General features: G+C 68.2%; 17 protein-coding genes. 7 read left to right on the top strand and 10 right to left on the bottom strand.

Annotation, left to right across the window (positions count from 1 at the left end; genetic code table 11):
* Window position 1: 1 nt before the first annotated feature.
* From FHW79_RS18715 to FHW79_RS18695, 5 genes are all read right to left on the bottom strand, one after another.
* The gene (locus FHW79_RS18715; RefSeq protein ID WP_183180341.1) at window positions 2-541 is read right to left on the bottom strand and encodes a TRAP transporter small permease subunit; all 540 of its coding nucleotides are present in this window, start codon (window positions 539-541) and stop codon (window positions 2-4) included.
* 224 nt (window positions 542-765) lie between these two features.
* Window positions 766-1506, bottom strand: coding sequence for an arginyltransferase (locus FHW79_RS18710; RefSeq protein WP_183180340.1), 741 nt, complete (start codon window positions 1504-1506; stop codon window positions 766-768).
* Window positions 1507-1586: 80 nt separating this feature from the next.
* Entirely contained in the window at window positions 1587-2564 is a 978-nt protein-coding gene (locus FHW79_RS18705) for an alpha-E domain-containing protein (RefSeq protein WP_183180339.1), read from the bottom strand.
* Window positions 2561-4027 (bottom strand): circularly permuted type 2 ATP-grasp protein, encoded by a 1467-nt coding sequence (locus tag FHW79_RS18700; protein ID WP_211108371.1) that lies wholly within the window; start codon window positions 4025-4027, stop codon window positions 2561-2563. Before FHW79_RS18700 ends, FHW79_RS18705 begins: the two co-directional genes overlap by 4 nt.
* Window positions 4028-4259: 232 nt before the next feature.
* Window positions 4260-5339, bottom strand: coding sequence for a flagellar motor protein MotB (locus FHW79_RS18695; RefSeq protein WP_183180337.1), 1080 nt, complete (start codon window positions 5337-5339; stop codon window positions 4260-4262).
* Between the two features lie 228 nt (window positions 5340-5567).
* Between FHW79_RS18695 and FHW79_RS18690 the strand changes: the two genes are divergently transcribed.
* Entirely contained in the window at window positions 5568-6047 is a 480-nt protein-coding gene (locus FHW79_RS18690; RefSeq protein ID WP_183180336.1) for a flavin reductase family protein, read from the top strand.
* A 27-nt stretch (window positions 6048-6074) separates the two neighbouring features.
* Here FHW79_RS18690 and FHW79_RS18685 read toward each other — a convergent pair whose 3' ends face one another.
* The 4 genes from FHW79_RS18685 to FHW79_RS18670 all read right to left on the bottom strand — a co-directional run bounded on the left by FHW79_RS18685 (window position 6075) and on the right by FHW79_RS18670 (window position 10405).
* Complete coding sequence (locus tag FHW79_RS18685; protein ID WP_183180335.1) at window positions 6075-7316, bottom strand: threonine ammonia-lyase; 1242 nt, start codon at window positions 7314-7316, stop codon at window positions 6075-6077.
* Complete coding sequence (locus FHW79_RS18680) at window positions 7313-9733, bottom strand: penicillin acylase family protein (RefSeq protein WP_183180334.1); 2421 nt, start codon at window positions 9731-9733, stop codon at window positions 7313-7315. Before FHW79_RS18680 ends, FHW79_RS18685 begins: the two co-directional genes overlap by 4 nt.
* 106 nt (window positions 9734-9839) lie before the next feature.
* Window positions 9840-10226, bottom strand: a complete 387-nt coding sequence (locus FHW79_RS18675; RefSeq protein WP_183180333.1) for a c-type cytochrome — start codon at window positions 10224-10226, stop codon at window positions 9840-9842.
* Window positions 10223-10405, bottom strand: a complete 183-nt coding sequence (locus FHW79_RS18670; RefSeq protein WP_014198307.1) for a DUF3553 domain-containing protein — start codon at window positions 10403-10405, stop codon at window positions 10223-10225. Before FHW79_RS18670 ends, FHW79_RS18675 begins: the two co-directional genes overlap by 4 nt.
* Before the next feature lie 231 nt (window positions 10406-10636).
* On the opposite strand from FHW79_RS18670, the gene FHW79_RS18665 reads away from it, so the two are divergent.
* The 6 genes from FHW79_RS18665 to FHW79_RS18640 all read left to right on the top strand — a co-directional run bounded on the left by FHW79_RS18665 (window position 10637) and on the right by FHW79_RS18640 (window position 17377).
* On the top strand, window positions 10637-11281 hold the full coding sequence (locus tag FHW79_RS18665) for a histidine phosphotransferase family protein (protein ID WP_183180332.1): 645 nt from the start codon (window positions 10637-10639) through the stop codon (window positions 11279-11281).
* 335 nt (window positions 11282-11616) lie between these two features.
* Entirely contained in the window at window positions 11617-14385 is a 2769-nt protein-coding gene (locus FHW79_RS18660) for a chemotaxis protein CheW (RefSeq protein WP_183180331.1), read from the top strand.
* The gene (locus FHW79_RS18655; RefSeq protein ID WP_014198311.1) at window positions 14382-14882 is read left to right on the top strand and encodes a chemotaxis protein CheW; all 501 of its coding nucleotides are present in this window, start codon (window positions 14382-14384) and stop codon (window positions 14880-14882) included. The genes FHW79_RS18660 and FHW79_RS18655 overlap by 4 nt, the downstream gene beginning before the upstream one ends.
* Before the next feature lie 48 nt (window positions 14883-14930).
* On the top strand, window positions 14931-15296 hold the full coding sequence (locus FHW79_RS18650; RefSeq protein ID WP_014198312.1) for a response regulator: 366 nt from the start codon (window positions 14931-14933) through the stop codon (window positions 15294-15296).
* Window positions 15297-15434: 138 nt separating this feature from the next.
* The gene (locus FHW79_RS18645; protein WP_183180438.1) at window positions 15435-16535 is read left to right on the top strand and encodes a chemotaxis response regulator protein-glutamate methylesterase; all 1101 of its coding nucleotides are present in this window, start codon (window positions 15435-15437) and stop codon (window positions 16533-16535) included.
* Window positions 16532-17377: a protein-glutamate O-methyltransferase gene (locus FHW79_RS18640; RefSeq protein ID WP_183180330.1), complete on the top strand. Its 846-nt coding sequence runs from the start codon at window positions 16532-16534 to the stop codon at window positions 17375-17377. The genes FHW79_RS18645 and FHW79_RS18640 overlap by 4 nt, the downstream gene beginning before the upstream one ends.
* Window positions 17378-17393: 16 nt before the next feature.
* On the opposite strand, the gene gcvA is transcribed toward FHW79_RS18640, so the two are convergent.
* Entirely contained in the window at window positions 17394-18299 is a 906-nt protein-coding gene (gene gcvA, locus FHW79_RS18635; RefSeq protein ID WP_183180329.1) for a transcriptional regulator GcvA, read from the bottom strand.
* Window positions 18300-18438 lie beyond the last annotated feature (139 nt).

Raw genomic sequence — 18438 nt, 5'->3', positions numbered from 1 at the left:
CTTAGGAGTGGCTGTGCATCTTCTCGCCGGGCTCGTCAATGAGACCGGCCAGGAAGGCGATGCGTTTGATCAGCTCGGACACCGCCTGCATGGTCAGCAGGAAGAAACCGGCGGGAACCAGGATCTTGGCCGGCCAGCGGATCAGGCCGCCGGCGTCGCTCGACATTTCCTTGGTGATGAAGCTGTCCCAGAACATCGGCCAGGAAAGCCACATGATCAGGATGGCCATCGGGAACAGGAAGAAGAGGATCCCGAAGATGTCCACCATGCACTGGACGCGCCTGGAGAAGCGGCCGAGCACGATGTCAATGCGGATATGCTCGTTGCGCAGGAAGGTGTAACCCGAGCACAACAGGAAAATCGCAGAGAACAAATACCATTGCAGCTCAAGCCAGGCGTTGGAGCTGTAATGGAGGCTGTAGCGGATGACCGCGTTGCCGGCGCTGACAATCACGGCGACCAGCACCAGCCAATAGACGAGCTTGCCGATGCCGTCGTTGACAGCATCGATCAGCCCGCTGATTCGGAGCAGGAACCTCAACGGAGAGCCTCCCTGTTGGTTTGGAACGGGTGTATCCCCGTCCGTTCCTTTTGTTGCCCTGTGAACGGTGGCGCTGGGCGCCGGTTCAATCTTTTATGGTAACACCATGGGGTGTTTGCTGCGGCAATATTCCGCAGGAGACCCCGGCAGCGCAAGAGCTTGCAAGCCTTTATACGTGATTGCCCCAATAGTCTTCGATCACGGGCAATCCGCCAGTCGGTCGGTCAGTCCACCGGATCGTTCGGCAGGCGGAACCAGCCGTCGCGGCCCAGCGCCTCCAGCGGGCGGAACTTGGCCTTGTAGGCCATCTTGCGGCTCTGGGCGATCCAATAGCCGAGATAGACGTAGGGCAGGCCGTCCGCCCGGGCGCGCTCCAGCAGGCTGAGGATCATGAAGCTGCCCAGGCTGCGGCGGTCCTGGCGGGGGTCGTAGAAGCTGTAGACCGCGGAATAGCCGTCGGTCAGCCGGTCGGTCAGCATGCAGCCGACCAGCCGCCCCTCCGCGTCGCGGGCCTCGAACAGGCTGGTGTCGGCCCGGCCCTCGTCGATCATCGCGGCGAAATCGGCCATCGCCATGCGCGCCATGTCGGATTCGCCGTGGCGGGAGTTCTGGTAGAGCGAGAACAGCCGGTACTGCTCCGTCGTGGCCGCCGCCGGGGCCTCCGCCAGGGTCAGGTCGCCGTTGGCCCGGCGGACGCGCTTCTGCGACCGGGTGGGGACGAAGGAGGCCACCGGGATGCGGACGGGGACGCAAGCCTGGCAGTTCGGGCAGACCGGCCGGTAGACGATGTCGTGGCTGCGCCGGAAGCCGGCGCGCGACAGGGTGGAGTTGACCTCCGCCGAATAGGGGCCCAACAGCCGGGTGAACAGCTTGCGCTCCACCCGTCCCGGCAGATAGGGGCAGGGCATCGGCCCGGACCGGAAGAACTGCTGGAGCGGGCGGAGTTGCGGCTGGATGACCGACATCGGGCTGGCTGACTTCTGAGTAACCGGCCCGTGGGTCGGCTGTTGGGGGTCTGTGGCTGGAGAGGGTTGCTGAACGAAGACTACTGGGATTGGCTCTGGGTCATGGGGACGGTGTCCTGGCCGAAGAAGGCGCGTCCGATCTCGTTGGTGATGCCGCAGAGCTGAGCCTGCACGCCGTCCAGATACTCGTGCAGGCCGAGCTGGATCACCTCCTCGATCGGGTGAGCCAAAAGCGCGCCGAGCAACTCGTCCACCTTCTCCATCGCCTCGCTGCCGTTGCGCAGGGTGTAACGGGACTTCAGGCGGGTCAAGAGGCCGTCGATCTGTCGCACACACATCACAACGGAGCGTGGGAACCCCTCGTTGAACATCATGAAGCCGGCAACCGTGGTCGGCGACATGCCGCGCGGGTAGACGCGCCGGAAGGCGTGGTAGCCGGCGGCCGAGCGCAGCACCGTCGTCCACTGGCTCATGTCCAGTGTGGAGCCGACCACGACGGGGGAGGGCAGCAGCGTGTGGTACTTGATGTCGAGCAGCCGGGTGGTCTGGTCCGCCCGCTCGATGTACTTGCCGAGCTGGTAGAAGTACCAGCCCTGGTCGCGGTAGAAGGTGCCCTCGGTGATGCCGGTGTGGGTCTGGCACTCCTCCTTGATCCAGGTGCAGACCTTGGACAGGTTGGGCAGCGCCACGCCCTTGCCGTTCATCTCCACCAGCTTGTTGTGGAACACGTTGATCTGCGTCCACATCTCGGTGGAGATCCAGGGGCGCAGGACGCGGGCGTTCTCCCGCGCCATGCGCAGCATGGACACCAGCGAGTTCGTGTTCTGGGTGTCGAACATGTAGTAGTGGACCACCGCCTCCGCCGTGGGGCGGTCATGGCGGCTGAAGAAGTCCTTCTCGTCGGCGTTGAGCTGGACGATGGAGAACCAGTTGGTCATCCCCCGCGTGTCGCGCGCGAAGGTCTCATGCACGTCCAGGATCCGGGCGAGATTCTCGGCGCGCTCCATGTAGCGCGCCATCCAGAAAATGCATTCGGCGTAACGGGCCAGCAGATTCACGACGCGCTCCCTTCCTGTGCCCCATCCTGGGGACCCCCGTCCTGGAGAACCCAGGTGTCCTTGGACCCGCCGCCCTGCGACGAATTGACGATCAGCGTGCCCTTCTTCAGCGCCACGCGGGTCAGGCCGCCGGGCAGCACCCAGGTGTTCTTTCCCGTGATGGCGAAGGGGCGCAGATCGACGTGGCGGGGATCGATGCCGTCGTCGGTCACGGTGGGGCAGACCGACAGGTCGACCACCGGCTGGCTGATGTAGTTGGACGGGTCGGCCAGCAGCTTGGCCCGGCAATCCGCCAACTCCTCCTTGCTGGCGCGCGGGCCGATGGTGATGCCGTAGCCGCCGGCCTCGCCGACCGGCTTCACCACCAGCTTGTCCAGGTTGTCCAGCGTGTATTGCAGCGCGTCGGCCTCGCGGCAGATGCGCGTGTCCACGTTGGGGATGATCGCCTCCTGGTCCAGGTAGTATTTGATCATCCGCGGGACGTAGCAGTAGATCGCCTTGTCGTCCGCCACGCCGGTGCCGATGGCGTTGGCCAGCGCCACGTTGCCCTTGCGGTAGGCCTCCATGATGCCCGGCACGCCCAGCATGCTGTCCGGGTTGAAGGCCTTGGGGTCGAGGAAGGCGTCGTCGATGCGGCGGTAGATCGAATCGACCCGCGCCAGACCGTTGGTGGTCTTCATGTAGACGCGGTCGTTCTCCACCACCAGATCGCGGCCCTCGACCAGCGGCACGCCCATCTCGCGCGCTAGGAAGATGTGCTCGAAATAGGCGGAGTTGTAGGAGCCGGGCGACAGCAGCACGACCTGCGGGTCGGCCACGTCCTGCGGCGCGATCTCCATCATCGCGTCGAGCAGTTTGTGGCCGTAGTTGTCCACCGGTCGGATGCCGATGTCCTGCATCAGGTCCGGGAACACGCGCTGCATCATGTGGCGGTTCTCGACCACGTAGGACACGCCGGACGGCACGCGCCCGTTGTCCTCCAGCACGCGGAAGGTCCCCTCGCGGTCGCGGACGAGGTCCGTGCCCATGATGTGGATGTAGGTGTCGAACGGCACGTCCAGCCCGACCATCTGCGGCCGGAAGCAGCTGTTGCCCAGTACGAGGTCGGCGGGGATCACCCCGTCCTTCAGGATCTTCTGGTCGTGGTAGATGTCGTGGAGGAACAGGTTCAGCGCCGTGACGCGCTGGGTTATTCCCGCCTCCAGATGCGCCCATTCCTTGGCCGAGATCACCCGGGGAATGATGTCGAAGGGAAGAATCCGGTCCACCGCGTCCTTGTTCGAGTAAACGAGGAAGGTGATGCCCAGATTGTACAGTTCACGTTCGGCGTCCTGCGACCGCCGCAACAGATCCCCGAAGTTCAGACCGGCCAGTCTCTGCCGGATCAGCGCCGAGTGCTCGGCTGGATAATCACGGCCTCCGAACAATTCGTCGTAGTAAAGGCCGGGATCATAGTTCGTCAAAAGGTCAGTCGCCTTGCCTTCGGGTACGCTCACAGACTCCCCCGCAGCTAACGCCCTTGATTGACCGCTGCCGTGTGGCAATGGTGTCTGACGCGAAGTATGAACCATCGCTTCGCCATTTGAACAGGGCAAACATTCCTGGCGTTGTGCGGCGCATCGACAAATCAAGAAGGGGTACGTTCAAAGGCAAGGAACTAACGCCTTGGTACCAGCGCCTCGTCCGGCTTTGGTATCAGTTCGTGGCGGCGGGCGGGGGTGCGGTCTTGGTTTCGCGCAGCAGGACCATGCTGATGCGGCGGTTGCGTGGGCTGCCCGGCTGGTCGGGCACCAGCAGATCGCGGTCGGCGCGGCCGATCACGTCCTGGACGCGCTCCTCCGGAATGCCGCCGGCGATCAGGGCGCGGCGGGTGGCGTTGGCGCGTTCGGTGGAGAGGTCCCAGTTGTCGCGCCCGGCCCCGGAGGTGAAGGGAATGCCGTCGGTGTGGCCGCTGATCGACAGCTTGTTGGGCAGCTTGGCGAGCGCCTTGGCCACCTGCATGACGAGCTGGCGGGTCTGCGGGTACATCTGGCCCGACCCGCCGGGGAACATCGAGACGCGGTCCTGGTCGACGATCTGGATTCGCAGGCCCTCGGGCGTCTGGTCGATCATCAGGTTCTGGGCCAGCGGCTCCAGCTCCGGCACGGATTGGATGGCTTGGCGGATCTCGGTGGCGGCCTGCTGGAACTGGCGGGCCTCCTTCTGGGCGTCCTGCAGCTTCTCGCCGCCTTCCTTCACCCGCTCCGCGAAGTCGGACAGCCGCTCGCCCGGCTTCTGGCCGGGGATGCCGAGCTGCTTGGCCTGCTCCTCCAGGCGCTTCTGGTAGTCGAGCCGCGACTCGTTGGATTTCTGTTCGGCGGTCGAGGCGGTCGAGGCGGTCGAGGCGGGCGGCGGGGGGGCGGCGTCGGTCGGGTCGTTCGCCTCGTCGTCCTCCTGGGTCGAATGGCCGGGCGGGCCGGAAACCGGGACGTCGGCCGACATCGGCGAGGAGGGGGAGATCTGGGCGCCCGGCGCCGTGATGGTGCGCCCGCCCAGCATGCCGCCGGACCCCGAGCTTTCCCGGCTGACCGAGGTTGGGGAGAAATAGTCCGCGATGCCCTTGCGCTGGTCCGACGTGGTGACGTTGAGCAGCCACAGCAGCAGGAAGAAGGCCATCATTGCCGTCACGAAGTCGGCGTAGGCGACTTTCCAGGCGCCGCCATGGTGGCCGCCATGGCCACCCTTCTTCTTCTTGATGATGATCGGCTGTTCGCCGCCGGACGGGTTCGCTGACATGAAGCCTTGCTGGGTGGGGCCTTACGGTCGGGACTGCGCGGTCCGTGCGGACGCGCGAAGGGTGGAGCGTTATCCTTAAGATCCATTTAATGCGGCGGAGGGCGGCTTCCGGCGGCTTCCGGCCGGTCCGGGGCAGATGCGGCTTGCGCCGACGGTCCGGCTGGGTTAATCCCGCTGTTTCGCCGCCGCACCCCCGCCCCAATAACCGACGAGCCCACACAGGCCGCCATGACCTTCGATTCTCGGGCTTTCCGCAGCGCCCTCGGATGCTTCGCCACCGGCATCGCCGTGGTCACCACCGTCGCCCCGGACGGCGAGCCGATCGGCGTGACCGTGAATTCCTTCTCGTCGGTGTCGCTCGACCCGCCGCTGGTGCAGTTCTGCCTGGGCCGCGCGGCCATGTCGTTCGAAGCCTTCACAACCGCACCGTCCTTCGCCGTGAACATCCTGGCCGAAGGGCAGGCGGAGCTGTCCAACCGCTTCTCCCGCCGTGACCTGCAGGAGCGCTGGGACGGGGTGGGTGTCGAACGCTGGGACAGCGGCGTGCCGATCCTCACCGGCTGCCTCGCCAGCCTGGAGTGCGACCGGGAGCATGTCTATGACGGCGGCGACCACGTCATCATCGTGGGCCGCGTGCGCCGCCTGTCGGGCAGCGAGGACGGGAAGCCGCTGCTCTACTTCCGGGGCGCCTATTCGCAGCTTCCCTGAGCCGGGCCCCGGGTCAGGGGATATCGCTCAGGAGATATCCGTCATCAGTTCCGTCGGGAAGCCCGCCTCCTCCATGTGGGCGACGAGGCGCTGGACGTGGCTGCGCCCGCGGGTTTCCAGCACCACGTCGATCTCGGCCATGCGCACCGGCACGTCGTGGAACAGGCGCTGGTGGTGCACCTCGACGATGTTGGCCCCGGCCTCGCCGAGCAGGCGGGCGACGCGGGCGAGCGCGCCGGGGGCGTCGGTGATGCCGATGCGCAGCCGCACCATGCGCCCCTCGTAGACCAGTCCGCGCGTCAGCACCTGGGCCAGGATGCGCGCGTCGATGTTGCCGCCGGAGACAACGATGCCCACCCGCTTGCCACGGAACCGCTCCGGGTCGTCCAGCACCGCGGCCAGACCCGCCGCCCCGGCCCCCTCAGCGACCAGCTTCTGCACGGTGGCGAGGCGGTAGACGGCCTCCTCCAGCCGCGGCTCGCCCACCTCCAGCACGGCGTCCACATGCCGGCGGACCAGCGGCAAGGTGACGGCGCCGGGGGCCTTGACCGCGATGCCGTCGGCGATGGTGGCGCCGCCGCAGGTGATGGGTTGCCCGGCCAGCGCCTGGCGCATCGACGGGAACATGGCGCATTCCACCCCGACCACCGCGATGTCCGGCTTCAGCGCCTTGGCCGCCACCGCCATGCCGCCGATCAGCCCGCCGCCGCCGACCGGCACCACCAGCATCTCCAGGTCCGGCGCGGCGTCGAGCAGCTCCAGGGCGGCGGTGCCCTGGCCGGCGGCGATCAGCGGGTCGTCGTAGGGATGGACGAAGGTCAGCCCCTCGCGCGCCGCCAGCTCCTGGGCGTGGGCCGCGGCGTCGCTCAGCGTCTCGCCGTGCAGTTCGACCCGCGCGCCGAGGCTCTCCGTGCGCTCGACCTTGGTGAAGGGGGTGAAGGAGGGCATCACGATGACCGAGCGGATGCCCAGCCGCGTGGCATGGCAGGCCACGGCCTGGGCGTGGTTGCCCGCCGACATGGCGATCACCCCGGAACGCCGTTCCGCCTCGCCCAGCGACAGCAGCTTGTTGAGCGCCCCGCGCTCCTTGAAGGAGCCGGTGAGGTGCTGGTTTTCCAGTTTCAGCACCACCGAGCAGCCGGTGATCTCCGACAGTCGGGGCGAGGCTTCGGTGGGCGTGACGGGCAGGTGGCTGCCGATCCGCGCGGCGGCGGCGCGGACGTCGTCCAGGGTCAGAGTCGGGGTCGGAGACGGTGTAGCCTCGGTCATTGCGAACTCCCTGGACGGCTGGGGGAAAGCGTCAGCAGCGTGGCGCCGTCGCGGGCCAGCGTGCCGCGGTCGCCGGCCAGCCGCAGCCCCACCCCGTCGCGCCAGCCCTGCGCCAGATCCCCCCAATGGGGCGACAGCGGGTTGCCCGACTGGCCGGTGGCGATGGAGAAGCGGGAGTTGCCGAGGTCGGCCAGATCGTAGACCGCGCGCAGCCCCGGACCGTGGACGTGGGAGAAGGGGTCCTGCGGGTCGCGCACGTGGGTGGTGCCGCGGTTGACGGTGAAGGCGCCGCCGCCGGTCGGGATCGACAGGTCGAACATCGACCCGAGCAGCGGCACCCGGCCCAGCAGCCGGTGGGTCAGCGCGGCCTTGTGCTCGGCCCCCCAGCGCCAGCCGTTCATGTCCGCGCCGTGGCGCCGCTCGATCTCGGCCAGTGCCGTCTTGAGGGAGCCGGCGAGCATGGTGGCGCAATCCTCGCGGGCCGGCGTCGTCCGGTCGTCGCACCACTGCGGCGCCTGGGTCAGCACACGGTGCAGGGCGCGCGGGCGCAGGTCCCAGTAGCTTTGGAACAGTGGTCCCAGCTCGTCGGCGAAGACGCTGCGCACCAGCTCCCGCTCCCACCAGGAGAAAATCAGCGGCTCGGCCCGGTCGCGGTCCATCCGCCCGTCCCAGCCGGCCAGACGGTCCAGCGCGGCGCGGGCCTGTCCGTTCAGGTGGGGCACGCCGCGCAGCGGCTCCAGCATCAGGGGCAGCAGGTCGCGCGCCGGCAGGGACAGCTCGTCCATCTGCTGGGCGGCGACCTCCTCCACCGTGTGCGGGCCGTCGCCCAGCATCTGCACGATCCGCTCCGCGCGGGCGGGGTCCGGCCATTCGGTCGCCAGGGCGTAGGGGTAGCCGGGGCCGACCACCGCGTTGTTGGCGTTGACGAACTGGCCCGACGGCGGATCGACCGCCTGGGGCAGAGCGTCGAAGGGGATGTAGCCGATCCAGTCGTGTTCGCCGGTCCAGCCCGGCACCGGAACGCGCCCGTCGCCACCGCGCCGCACCGGGACCAGCGCCGGCGACAGGAAGCCCAGCGTCCCCGCCGTGTCGGCGTAGACGACGTTCTGCTGCGGCGCCACGTGGAGGAACAGCGCCTCGCGCACCGCCGCGGCGTCGATGGCGTGGTTGAGGCGGTACAGCGCCTCCGCCGTGGTGTCGGCGGCGTCCAGGCCGGGGAAGGCCAGCGCCAGCACATGGCCCTCCGGCGCGGCGTCGGCGGCGTCCGGCGTGGTCAGCACCGGGCCGTGCCGCGTCTCCCGCACCGTCAGCGTCTCGTCCGGCTGCCCGGCGATGCGGATCGTCTCCCGGCGCGTCTCGAAGGCCGCGCTGCCGTCCGGCGTCAGGTAGCGGCCAGGGTCTTGCGGGTCGAGCTTCTCGATGAACAGGTCCTGGGTGTCGCTGTGGGTGGTGGTGAAGCCCCAGGCGACGCGCCCGTTGTGCCCCAGGATGTGAAGCGGCACACCGGGGATGGTCGCCCCGGCGATGCGGTGTTCCGGCGTCACGATGCGCGCCAGATACCACAGGATCGGCGCCTCCAGCCCGAGATGGGGATCGTTGGCGATGATCGGCTTGCCGGTCGCGCTGCGCCCCCCGGTCAGCGCCCATTCGTTGGACGCGGTGTCGAAGCCGAGGTCGGGCAGAGCGGCCAGCGCGCCTTGCAGGTCCATGCCGTCGAGCGCCGCCGCCAGGGTCACCGGGGCGGTGGCGTCGGAATCCGGGAACAGGTCGCGCATCTGCTCCGGCGTCAGGTTCTTCAGGGCGCTGGCGCGGAACAGCTCGTCCCGCGAATCGCCCGAGAGCTGGAGCGCCATCAGCTTGCCCCAGACGAGGCTGTCGGCGGGCCGCCAGGGCTCCGGCGTGTGGCGCAGGAGCTGGAACTCGATGGGCAGGGCCTCGCGCCGCGTCTCCATCCAGGCATTGACCCCGGCGGCGTAGGCGTCGAAGGCCGTGCGGGCTTCCGGCGACAGCTCCTCATAGGCCTCCTCGGCCCGGAGGTAGACGCCGAGCGTGCGCATGGAGCGGTCGAGCCGCAGCGCCCAGTCGCCGAAACGCGTGCCGATCAGCTCGGCCAGGCGTCCGGCGCCGCCGCGCCGCATCGTCTCCATCTGCCACAGCCGGTCCTGGGCGTGGACGTAGCCGAGCGCGAAGTAGGCGTCCCGCTCGGTGGCGGCGAAGATGTGCGGGACGGCGTTGCGGTCGCGCAGGATCTCCACCGGGCTTTCCAGCCCGGGGACGGTGGCGGCGCCTTCATAGGCCGGAGTCTGCTGGCGAAGCCACAGCAGAAATCCGCCCGCCCCCAGCACCGGCACCACGATCACCAGGGCGAGAACGGCGACCAGGATGGCCAGGGGCTTGCGGACGGCGCGGGGGATCATCGGGAAACCAAAGCTCGGAAAAGGGGCTCGACAGACAGAGATGGGGATGGGGCCCGCCTGGGGCCATGCTCCTCAATTCCGCTTGCGGCCGCCCGCAGTCCCGGACTTACGGCGCCGCGGCTTCCTTCAGGTACGCGACCAGATCGCGGCGGTCGGACGCGCTGGGGATGGTCTGCATGGGCATCTTGCTGCCGGGGGTCATCACGTCGGGGCCGATTTCGAACAGGCGGGCCACCGCCGCCTCGTCCCAGACGATTCCGCTGCCCTTCAGCGCCGGGGAGTAGTGGTAGCCCGCCACCGCCCCGGCGGGGCGCCCGAACAAGCCCCACAGCGTCGGCCCCGCGCGGTTGCCGCCGTCCGGAGTCAGCGTGTGGCAGAAGGCGCAGGCGCGGAACAGCGTCTTGCCGCGCTCCGGATCGGGCGCGTCGTCGCCCAGCGCGGGGCTGCCGGCGGCCAGCAGGAGGAGGGCGGCCAGCGGCAGCTTCCCGCTCATGGCGCGTCGTCCGGGTCGGTGACGGTCAGCGCGACCACGGACGTGTTGATGAGCAGCTTCCCGGCGTTCTCGAAATTCACGGTGACGCGGTCGCCGATGGCCGACTGCACCTGCCCCAGCCCCCAGTCGGGACGGGCGGGATGGCGCACCCAGGCGCCGGGAACCAGTGAATCGTCCATGCCGCGCCTCCTGCATCCGCCGGGATTGGTTATCGCTTTCGCGGGATGACCGCGGAAAAGCGGCGGCATCCGCGCCCCTGGAATGATACAAACGAACGTCGCCGCCGGCCATCCCCATAGGGTGCCGGCATGCAACAGAATGCCGCCCGGCCGGGGGAAGTTCCCAGGACTGCGGCCATGGCCGTTCCCCGGTTCGCCGGAGGCCGGCCGTCAACGATCTGGAGACCACCCGTGCCGCTTGACATCCGTGTGATCGAGCTTGTCGCCTCCCGCATCTGCCACGACCTCGTGAGCCCGGTGGGAGCGATCCGCAACGGGTTGGAGCTGATCGAGGAGATGGAGGACGAGCCCGCCGGGGGCTTCCTGGGCGAGGCGGTGAAGCTGATCGAGCATTCCTCCGGGCAGGCCGACCGGCGGCTGCGCGTCTTTCGGCTGGCCTACGGCCTCGCCGGGCGGGAGCAGAAGGGCTTCGGCGACACCCGCTCCTCCGCGCAAGGGCTTCTGGAGGGCGGGCGCACCACGCTGGAATGGCCGGCCGGGGTGCCGAACGACCAGCTCGCCTTCAAGCGCGGCGCGTCGAAGGTGCTGCTCAACGTCATCATCCTGGCCGACGAGGCGCTGACCCACGGCGGCACCATCACCGTCGCGGCGGAGGGGGACGAGCAGGCGGGGCGTTTCACCATCACCGCCGCCGGGCGTCCCGGCGCCCTCAAGGAGGAGTCCGCGGCGGCGCTGGCCGGCACGGTGGCCGCCGCCGATCTGACTCCGCGCAGCATCCACGCCTACATGACCGGGCGCTTCGCGGAGGACGACGGCTACCGCGTCGCCGCCACCCCGGCTGGGCCCGACCGGCTGGTCTTCACCGTCGAGTGGTGACGCGGCCCCCACCGGGGAGCCTGACCCGCGCAGCGATGACGTAATTCAAACCGCCACTGGTCCGGTGCGCGGCGCTTTGCCATGGCTGCGTGGAGCGTCCCCGGCGGTCATAGGCGGTGACGTCGGCTCCGGCCTTGTGGGCTGTGACCTTGGGCCGGTGGGCTCGGCATGAGGACGGATCCCGAGAGTGGTATCAAAGGAGGTAAGGTTCTCTTAATCAGTGTTTGACAGGCTCCCTTCCATAGCTGGGAAGGCCCGTACCGGCGGCGTCGCGCACGCCGCCCTCCGGACGGCCGGCCGGAAACGGATGCAATTGCGGGCGTGGGGATCGCGACATGGATGATCTGCTCTCCGAATTCCTGACGGAAACCAACGAGAACCTGTCGGTTCTCGACGTGGAACTGGTCCGTCTGGAGCAGAATCCCAACAATCCGGAACTTCTGTCGAACATCTTCCGTCTGGTGCACACCATCAAGGGCACCTGCGGCTTCCTCGGCCTGCCGCGCCTGGAAAAGGTCGCGCACGCCTCGGAAAACGTTCTGGGCAAGTTCCGCGACGGGGAACTGACCATCAATCCCGAAGCGGTCTCCCTGATCCTTCAGGCGCTGGACACCATCAAGAGCCTGCTGGCGGTGCTGGAGGCGACGGAGGCGGAGCCGCCGGGCGACGACCTGCCCCTGATCGAGCGGCTGAACCTGTGCGCCGAAGGCAAGCTGGGTGCCGCCGCTGCCCCGGCCAAGCCCGCCGCGGCCCCGGTGCCGCCGCCGGCCCCCGCGGTTGCGGCGGCGGAGGAGGTTCCGGTCTCCTCCTCGGGCAACCTCACGCTGGACGAGCTTGAGGCGATCTGGAACGCCACCCCCGGCCCGACCAGCACCGCGCTGGCCCCGGTCGCCGCGGAGCCGGCGGAAGAACCCGCCCCCTCGCACGATCTGGTGGTCCCGGACCCCGATCCGGTCCCCGCCGCCGCCAAGATGCCCGCTCCCACCGCGGAGGCCGCGTCCGGCGCCGGTGCGGGCGGCGAGGCCGCGACCAAGGAATCGGCGGTCGCCGCGCAGACCATCCGCGTCAACGTGGACCTGCTCGAAAACCTGATGACCATGGTGTCGGAGCTGGTGCTGACCCGCAACCAGCTGCTCCAGATCCTGCGGTCGCAGAAGGAGAGCGAGTTCGCCGCCCCGCTGCAGCGCCTGAACCACGTGACGTCGGAGCTGCAGGAAGGCGTCATGAAGACGCGCATGCAGCCCATCGGCAACGCCTGGGCCAAGCTGCCGCGTCTGGTGCGCGACCTGTCGCACGAACTGGGCAAGAAGATCGACCTCCAGATGCTCGGCGCCGACACCGAGCTGGACCGCCAGGTGCTGGAGCTGATCAAGGACCCGCTGACGCACATGGTGCGCAACTCCGCCGACCACGGCCTGGAGGTGCCCGCCGACCGTGTGCGCGCGGGCAAGTCGGAGACCGGCCGCATCACGCTGAACGCCTACCACGAGGGCGGCCACATCATCATCGAGATCCAGGACGACGGTAAGGGCCTGGCGATCGACCGGATCAAGCAGAAGGCGATCCAGAACGGGATGGCCTCGGAAGGCGAGCTGGCGGCGATGTCCGACCAGCAGATCATCCAGTTCATCATGAAGCCGGGCTTCTCGACCGCGGCGAAGGTCACCAACGTGTCGGGCCGCGGCGTCGGCATGGACGTGGTCAAGACCAACATCGAGAAGATCGGCGGCACGATCGAGATCAAGTCCCAGCAGGGCAAGGGCTCGACCTTCGTCATCAAGATCCCGCTGACGCTGGCCATCGTCTCCGCCCTGATCGTGGAGTGCGCCGGCGAGCGCTTCGCCATCCCGCAGATCAGCGTGGTCGAGCTGGTGCGCGCCGCCGCCGACAGCGAGCACACCATCGAGCGGCTGAAAGGCACGCCGGTCCTGCGCCTGCGCAACCGCCTGCTGCCGCTGGTCTCGCTGCAGGAGCTGCTGCGGCTGGACGACCAGGAGGGCGGGGAGAAGAAGACCGACGAGACCTTCATCGTGGTCACGCAGGTCGGCACCTACACCTTCGGCATCATGGTCGACCGCGTGTTCGACACCGAGGAAATCGTGGTGAAGCCGGTGGCGCCCATCCTGCGCCACATCGAGATGTTCTCGGGCAACACCATCCTCGGCGACGGCTCGGTCATCATGATCCTCGACCCCAACGGCATCGCGTCGGCGACCGGCGAGATGGCCATGGGCGAGACCGCGTCGAAGGAGGCGACCTCCGTCCAGGCGACCCGCCAGGAGGACAAGATGGCCCTCCTGCTGTTCCGCGCCGGGGCCGGAGCGCCGAAGGCGGTGCCGCTGTCGCTGGTGGCCCGCCTGGAGGATGTGGACCTCGCCAGCGTCGAATCGTCCAACGGCATGCCGGTGGTCCAGTACCGCGGCAAGCTGATGCCGCTGGTGCCGATCGATCCGGGCTTCATGATCGGCCAGGAAGGCCGCCAGCCGGTTCTGGTCTTCGCCGACGGCGACCGCTCGATGGGCCTGATCGTCGACGAGATCGTCGACATCGTGGAGGAGCGTCTGGTGGTGCAGCTCACCGCCGACCGTCCGGGCCTGATGGGCTCGGCGATCATCGCCGGCAAGGCGACGGACGTGATCGACGCGGGCTTCTTCCTGACCCAGGCCTACAAGGATTGGTTCGGCTCGTCCTCGACCGATGCGTACGAGGAGGAGAAGGCGCTCCAGCGCGTGCTGCTCGTCGACGACAGCCCCTTCTTCCGCAACCTGCTGACCCCGCTGCTGTCGGTCGCCGGCTACGACGTCACCGCCGTGGAGAACGCCAACGAGGCGCTGGCGCTGTGCGAGGCGGGCGAGGACTTCGACGTCATCGTCTCCGACATCGAGATGCCGGGGATGAGCGGCTTCGACTTCGCCGAGGCGGTCCGCCAGGGCGGCACCCGCTGGAGCGGCACGCCGATGGTCGCCCTGTCCAGCCACGCCTCCCCACGCGACCTCGACCGCGGCCGTCAGGCCGGGTTCACCGATTATGTCGCCAAGTTCGACCGTGACGCGCTGCTGTACGCGCTGCAGCAGACCCTGTCCGAGCAGAAAGGTGCCGCATGAGCAACGCCAAGCTGCCCGCCACCACCAAGAAGTCCAAGGGCGACGAGATCACCTCCGGTGGCAGCCAGGACTATGTGACCATGACGATCGCCGACCAGCTGTTCGGCATCCCGGTCCTGCAGGTTCAGGACGTCCTGGGGCACCAGCGGATCACCCGCATCCCGCTGGCCCCGCCGGAGGTCGCCGGTTCGCTGAACCTGCGCGGTCGCATCGTCACTGCCATCGACGTGCGCCTGCGGCTCGGCCTGACATCGCGCCCGAAGGACAAGCCGGGCATGTCCATCGTGGTGGACCTGCGCGGCGAGCTTTACAGCCTGATGGTCGATTCGGTGGGGGAGGTGCTGAGCCTCTCCAACGATGACTTCGAGCGCAACCCGGCCACACTCGACCCGCGCTGGCGCGAGGTGTCCACGGGCATCTACCGCCTGAACGGCCAGCTCATGGTCGTCCTGGACGTGCCGCGTCTGCTGAACTTCACCACGATGGAAGCGGCCTGAGGCGAAACCCCGGTCGGTGTGCAAAGCGAAGCCTGAGGCCCGTTCACCATGAAAGTTTGTCTGGTCGTCGATGACAGCCGCGTGGTCCGCAAGGTCGCGCGGAAGATCCTGGAAGAGCTGCACTTCGCCTGCACCGAGGCGGAGGACGGCAAGCAGGCCATGGAGGCCTGCGCGCAGAAGATGCCGGACGCCATCCTGCTGGACTGGAACATGCCGGTGATGACCGGAATCGAGTTCCTGCGCCGTCTGCGCAAGATGAGCGGCGGGGACATTCCCAAGGTCGTGTTCTGCACGACGGAGAATGACCTCGCCCACATCCAGGAGGCGCTGTCCGCCGGGGCGAACGAGTACATCATGAAGCCGTTCGACAGCGACATCATCCAGACCAAGTTTGAGCAGGTCGGGCTGCTGTGACGGGCGGGACCCCCGCGACGCGCACCGCTCCGACCCTGAAAGGCTGATTGCGTTATGTCCGATCGTTTCGGCAGGCCTCCCCCCCCCGCACCGGCGGGCCATCCCACCGGTGCGGCCGGCGGCGATCCCGTCCGGGTGATGGTGGTCGACGATTCCGCCGTGATCCGCGGTCTTCTGACCCGTGCTCTGGAAGGCGACACCGAAATCCGCGTGGTCGCGTCGGTCGGCGACGGCCAGATGGCGGTCAACGCCCTGCAGCGCAACTCGCTCGACGTCATCGTCCTCGACATCGAGATGCCGGTGATGGATGGGCTGACCGCCATCCCGAAGCTGCTGGCGGTGGCGCCGCAGGTGAAGATCATCATGGCCTCCACGCTGACGCTGCGCGGGGCCGACATTTCCATGCGCTGCCTCTCCGCGGGGGCGGCCGACTATATCCCCAAGCCGACCTCCACCCGCGAGATCGGCGGGGCGGACGCCTTCAAGCGCGAGCTGGTGTCGAAGGTCAAGGCGCTGGGCGCCGCCGCGCGCCGCGCCGGATCCCGCACCCGCGGCGAGCTGCGCCCGCTGACCCCGGTGCCCGCCGCCTTCCTGAAGCGCGAGCCGCCGCCCGTCACGCTGCGCCCGGCCCCGGCCGTCGGTTCCGTCGGCCAGGTGAAGCCGGACGTCATCGCCATCGGCAGTTCCACGGGCGGCCCGCAGGCGCTGTTCGAGGTGCTCTCCCATCTGAAGGCCGGCGTCACCCAGCCGATCCTGATCACCCAGCACATGCCGGCGACCTTCACCACCATCCTGGCCGAGCACATCACCCGCCAGTGCGGGCTGAACGCCCAGGAGGCGAAGGACGGCGAGCCGATCGTGTCGGGGCGTTGCTACATCGCGCCGGGCGACTTCCACATGCTGGTGACCCAGCGCGCGGGCGCCAACGTGATCTCGCTGACCAAGGACCCGCCCGAGAATTTCTGCCGTCCGGCGGTGGACCCGATGATGCGGTCCATCCTCCGCGCCTTCGGCGGGCGCAAGGTTCTGGCCTGCATCCTGACCGGCATGGGGCAGGACGGGCTGAAGGGCTGCACCGAGGTGGTGAACGCCGGCGGCACCCTGATCGCGCAGGACGAGGCGTCCAGCGTCGTGTGGGGCATGCCGGGCGCCGTTGCCCAGGCGGGCATCTGCTCCGCGGTGCTGCCGCTCAAGGAAATCGGTCCCTACATCCGCAAGTTCGCATCGAGGGCAGCATGAGAGTCGAAGATTTCGACATGTTCTCCACGCTGCTCAAGCAGCGTTCCGGTCTGGTCCTGACCCGGGACAAGGCCTACCTGCTCGAATCCCGGCTGATGCCGGTGGCGCGCAAGTGGAACATGAAGGGGCTGGAGGAACTGGCCGCCACCGTGCGGACGCGCAAGGACGAAGCCCTGCTGCGCGACATCACGGAGGCGATGACGACCAACGAGTCGTCCTTCTTCCGCGACCAGAAGCCCTTCGACCAGTTCAAGCAGATCGTCCTGCCGAAGCTGATGGCGGCGCGCGCGGCGAAGCGGTCGATCCGCATCTGGTCGGCGGCCTGCTCGTCCGGGCAGGAAGCCTACTCGCTGGCCATGCTGCTGAACGAGGATGCGGCGAAGCTGGCCGGCTGGCGGATCGAGATCGTCGGCACCGACATCTCGGCGGAGATGGTGGAACGCTCCAAGTCGGGCATCTACACCCAGTTCGAGGTCCAGCGTGGCCTGCCGATTCAAATGCTGGTGAAGCATTTCAAGCAGCAGGGCGACAAGTGGCAGATCAGCCAGCAGCTCCGCCAGATGGCCTCGTTCCGCGAGTTCAATCTGCTGGGCGACCTGTCCGTGCTGGGGCAGTTCGACATCGTCTTCTGCCGCAACGTGCTGATCTATTTCGACCAGCCGACCAAGACCAAGGTGCTGGAGGCGATCGCCCGCCAGATGCCGCAGGACGGCGTGCTCTATCTCGGCGGTGCGGAAACCGTTCTGGGCATCACCGACCGCTTCAAGCCGGTGGATGGACAGCGCGGCCTCTACAGCCTGGGCGGCTTCCAGGTGCCGAGCGGCCTCAAGGCGGCTGTTTGATTGAAAAGGGCGTGGTTCAAGGCGGCGTGACGGTAAGACGGTCGGCGGCGCCTTCCTCCATGATCCAACGGCGGAAGGCGGCGATCTTGGGCCGGTCGGCGGTCACCTCCGGGCAGACGAGGTAGTAGCCGAAGTCTCCCGGCAGGGCGAGGTCGAACAGCCGGGTCAGCCGCCCGCTCGCCAACTCCTCCAGCACCAGGGTGCCGCGCGCCATCGCGATGCCTTGGCCGTTCTCCGCGGCTTCGATGGCGATGCCGATCTCGTCGAAGACCATCTCCGAGCTTGGCTTCAGGTCGCCGAGCCCGGCCATGGCGAGCCACGTCGCCCAATAGCTGTGGCCGGTCTCCTCGACCAGGACATGATGGCGCAGGTCGGCGGGCTGGCGCAGCGGCATCGGGCCTTGCAGCAGGGCCGGGCTGCAGACGGGAAACACCGCGTCGTCGAGGAAGCGGTCGGCCCTCAACCCTTCCCACAACCCCAGGCCATGGCGAAGCCCGATGTCGATGTCGGCTTCGCGTTCGAAATCGATCTCGTGCTGGCTGACGCTGATGCGCAGGTGGATTTCCGGGTGGCGAGCGCGGAAGCGTCCGATGCGACTCATCAGCCAGCGGCTGGCGAAGGAGGGCGAGACGCTCATTGTCAGCACGCCGGAGCGCTCATGCTCCATCACCCGCTCCAGGCCGGTGGCCAGCCGCGCGAAGGCGTCGCGCACGCTGGGCAGCAGGAGCTGGCCGGCGTCGGTCAGAACCAGCGCCTGATTCAGCCGGCGGAACAGCCGGATGCCCAGCCGATCCTCCAGCGTGCGGATCTGGTGGCTGATCGCGCTCTGGGTGACGTTCAGCTCCTCCGCCGCGCGGGTGAAGCTGAGATGGCGCGCCGCCGCTTCGAAAGCGCGCAGGCCGTTGAGGGGAGGGATCTGCATGGGTCCGCATCCGCCGGGTTGTTGCCGCCGGATTGTTGCCCAGCCGCATGAAATTCTCTCATGCAGGTTAGAGAAAGCATCCTTTGCGGACAAGCCGCTTCCAGGTCATTTCTAGGGGACGGAAATCATTAAGCGGAGT

It is taken from the genome of Azospirillum sp. OGB3, assembly GCF_014192915.1.
Taxonomy (GTDB): Bacteria; Pseudomonadota; Alphaproteobacteria; order Azospirillales; family Azospirillaceae; genus Azospirillum.
Note: the sequence above shows the minus strand (reverse complement) of the source record. Positions and strands in the feature narration are given on the sequence as shown.

Excerpts from the sequence above, each read along its gene's own strand:
- FHW79_RS18675 (WP_183180333.1), bottom strand. The coding sequence starts at position 10,226 with ATGAGCGGGAAGCTGCCGCTGGCCGCCCTCCTCCTGCTGGCCGCCGGC.
- FHW79_RS18680 (WP_183180334.1), bottom strand. The coding sequence starts at position 9,733 with ATGATCCCCCGCGCCGTCCGCAAGCCCCTGGCCATCCTGGTCGCCGTT.
- FHW79_RS18685 (WP_183180335.1), bottom strand. The coding sequence starts at position 7,316 with ATGACCGAGGCTACACCGTCTCCGACCCCGACTCTGACCCTGGACGAC.
- FHW79_RS18690 (WP_183180336.1), top strand. The coding sequence starts at position 5,568 with ATGACCTTCGATTCTCGGGCTTTCCGCAGCGCCCTCGGATGCTTCGCC.
- FHW79_RS18710 (WP_183180340.1), bottom strand. The coding sequence starts at position 1,506 with ATGTCGGTCATCCAGCCGCAACTCCGCCCGCTCCAGCAGTTCTTCCGG.
- FHW79_RS18640 (WP_183180330.1), top strand. The coding sequence starts at position 16,532 with ATGAGAGTCGAAGATTTCGACATGTTCTCCACGCTGCTCAAGCAGCGT.
- FHW79_RS18660 (WP_183180331.1), top strand. The coding sequence starts at position 11,617 with ATGGATGATCTGCTCTCCGAATTCCTGACGGAAACCAACGAGAACCTG.
- FHW79_RS18695 (WP_183180337.1), bottom strand. The coding sequence starts at position 5,339 with ATGTCAGCGAACCCGTCCGGCGGCGAACAGCCGATCATCATCAAGAAG.
- FHW79_RS18650 (WP_014198312.1), top strand. The coding sequence starts at position 14,931 with ATGAAAGTTTGTCTGGTCGTCGATGACAGCCGCGTGGTCCGCAAGGTC.
- FHW79_RS18670 (WP_014198307.1), bottom strand. The coding sequence starts at position 10,405 with ATGGACGATTCACTGGTTCCCGGCGCCTGGGTGCGCCATCCCGCCCGT.
- FHW79_RS18655 (WP_014198311.1), top strand. The coding sequence starts at position 14,382 with ATGAGCAACGCCAAGCTGCCCGCCACCACCAAGAAGTCCAAGGGCGAC.
- gcvA (WP_183180329.1), bottom strand. The coding sequence starts at position 18,299 with ATGCAGATCCCTCCCCTCAACGGCCTGCGCGCTTTCGAAGCGGCGGCG.
- FHW79_RS18645 (WP_183180438.1), top strand. The coding sequence starts at position 15,435 with ATGGTGGTCGACGATTCCGCCGTGATCCGCGGTCTTCTGACCCGTGCT.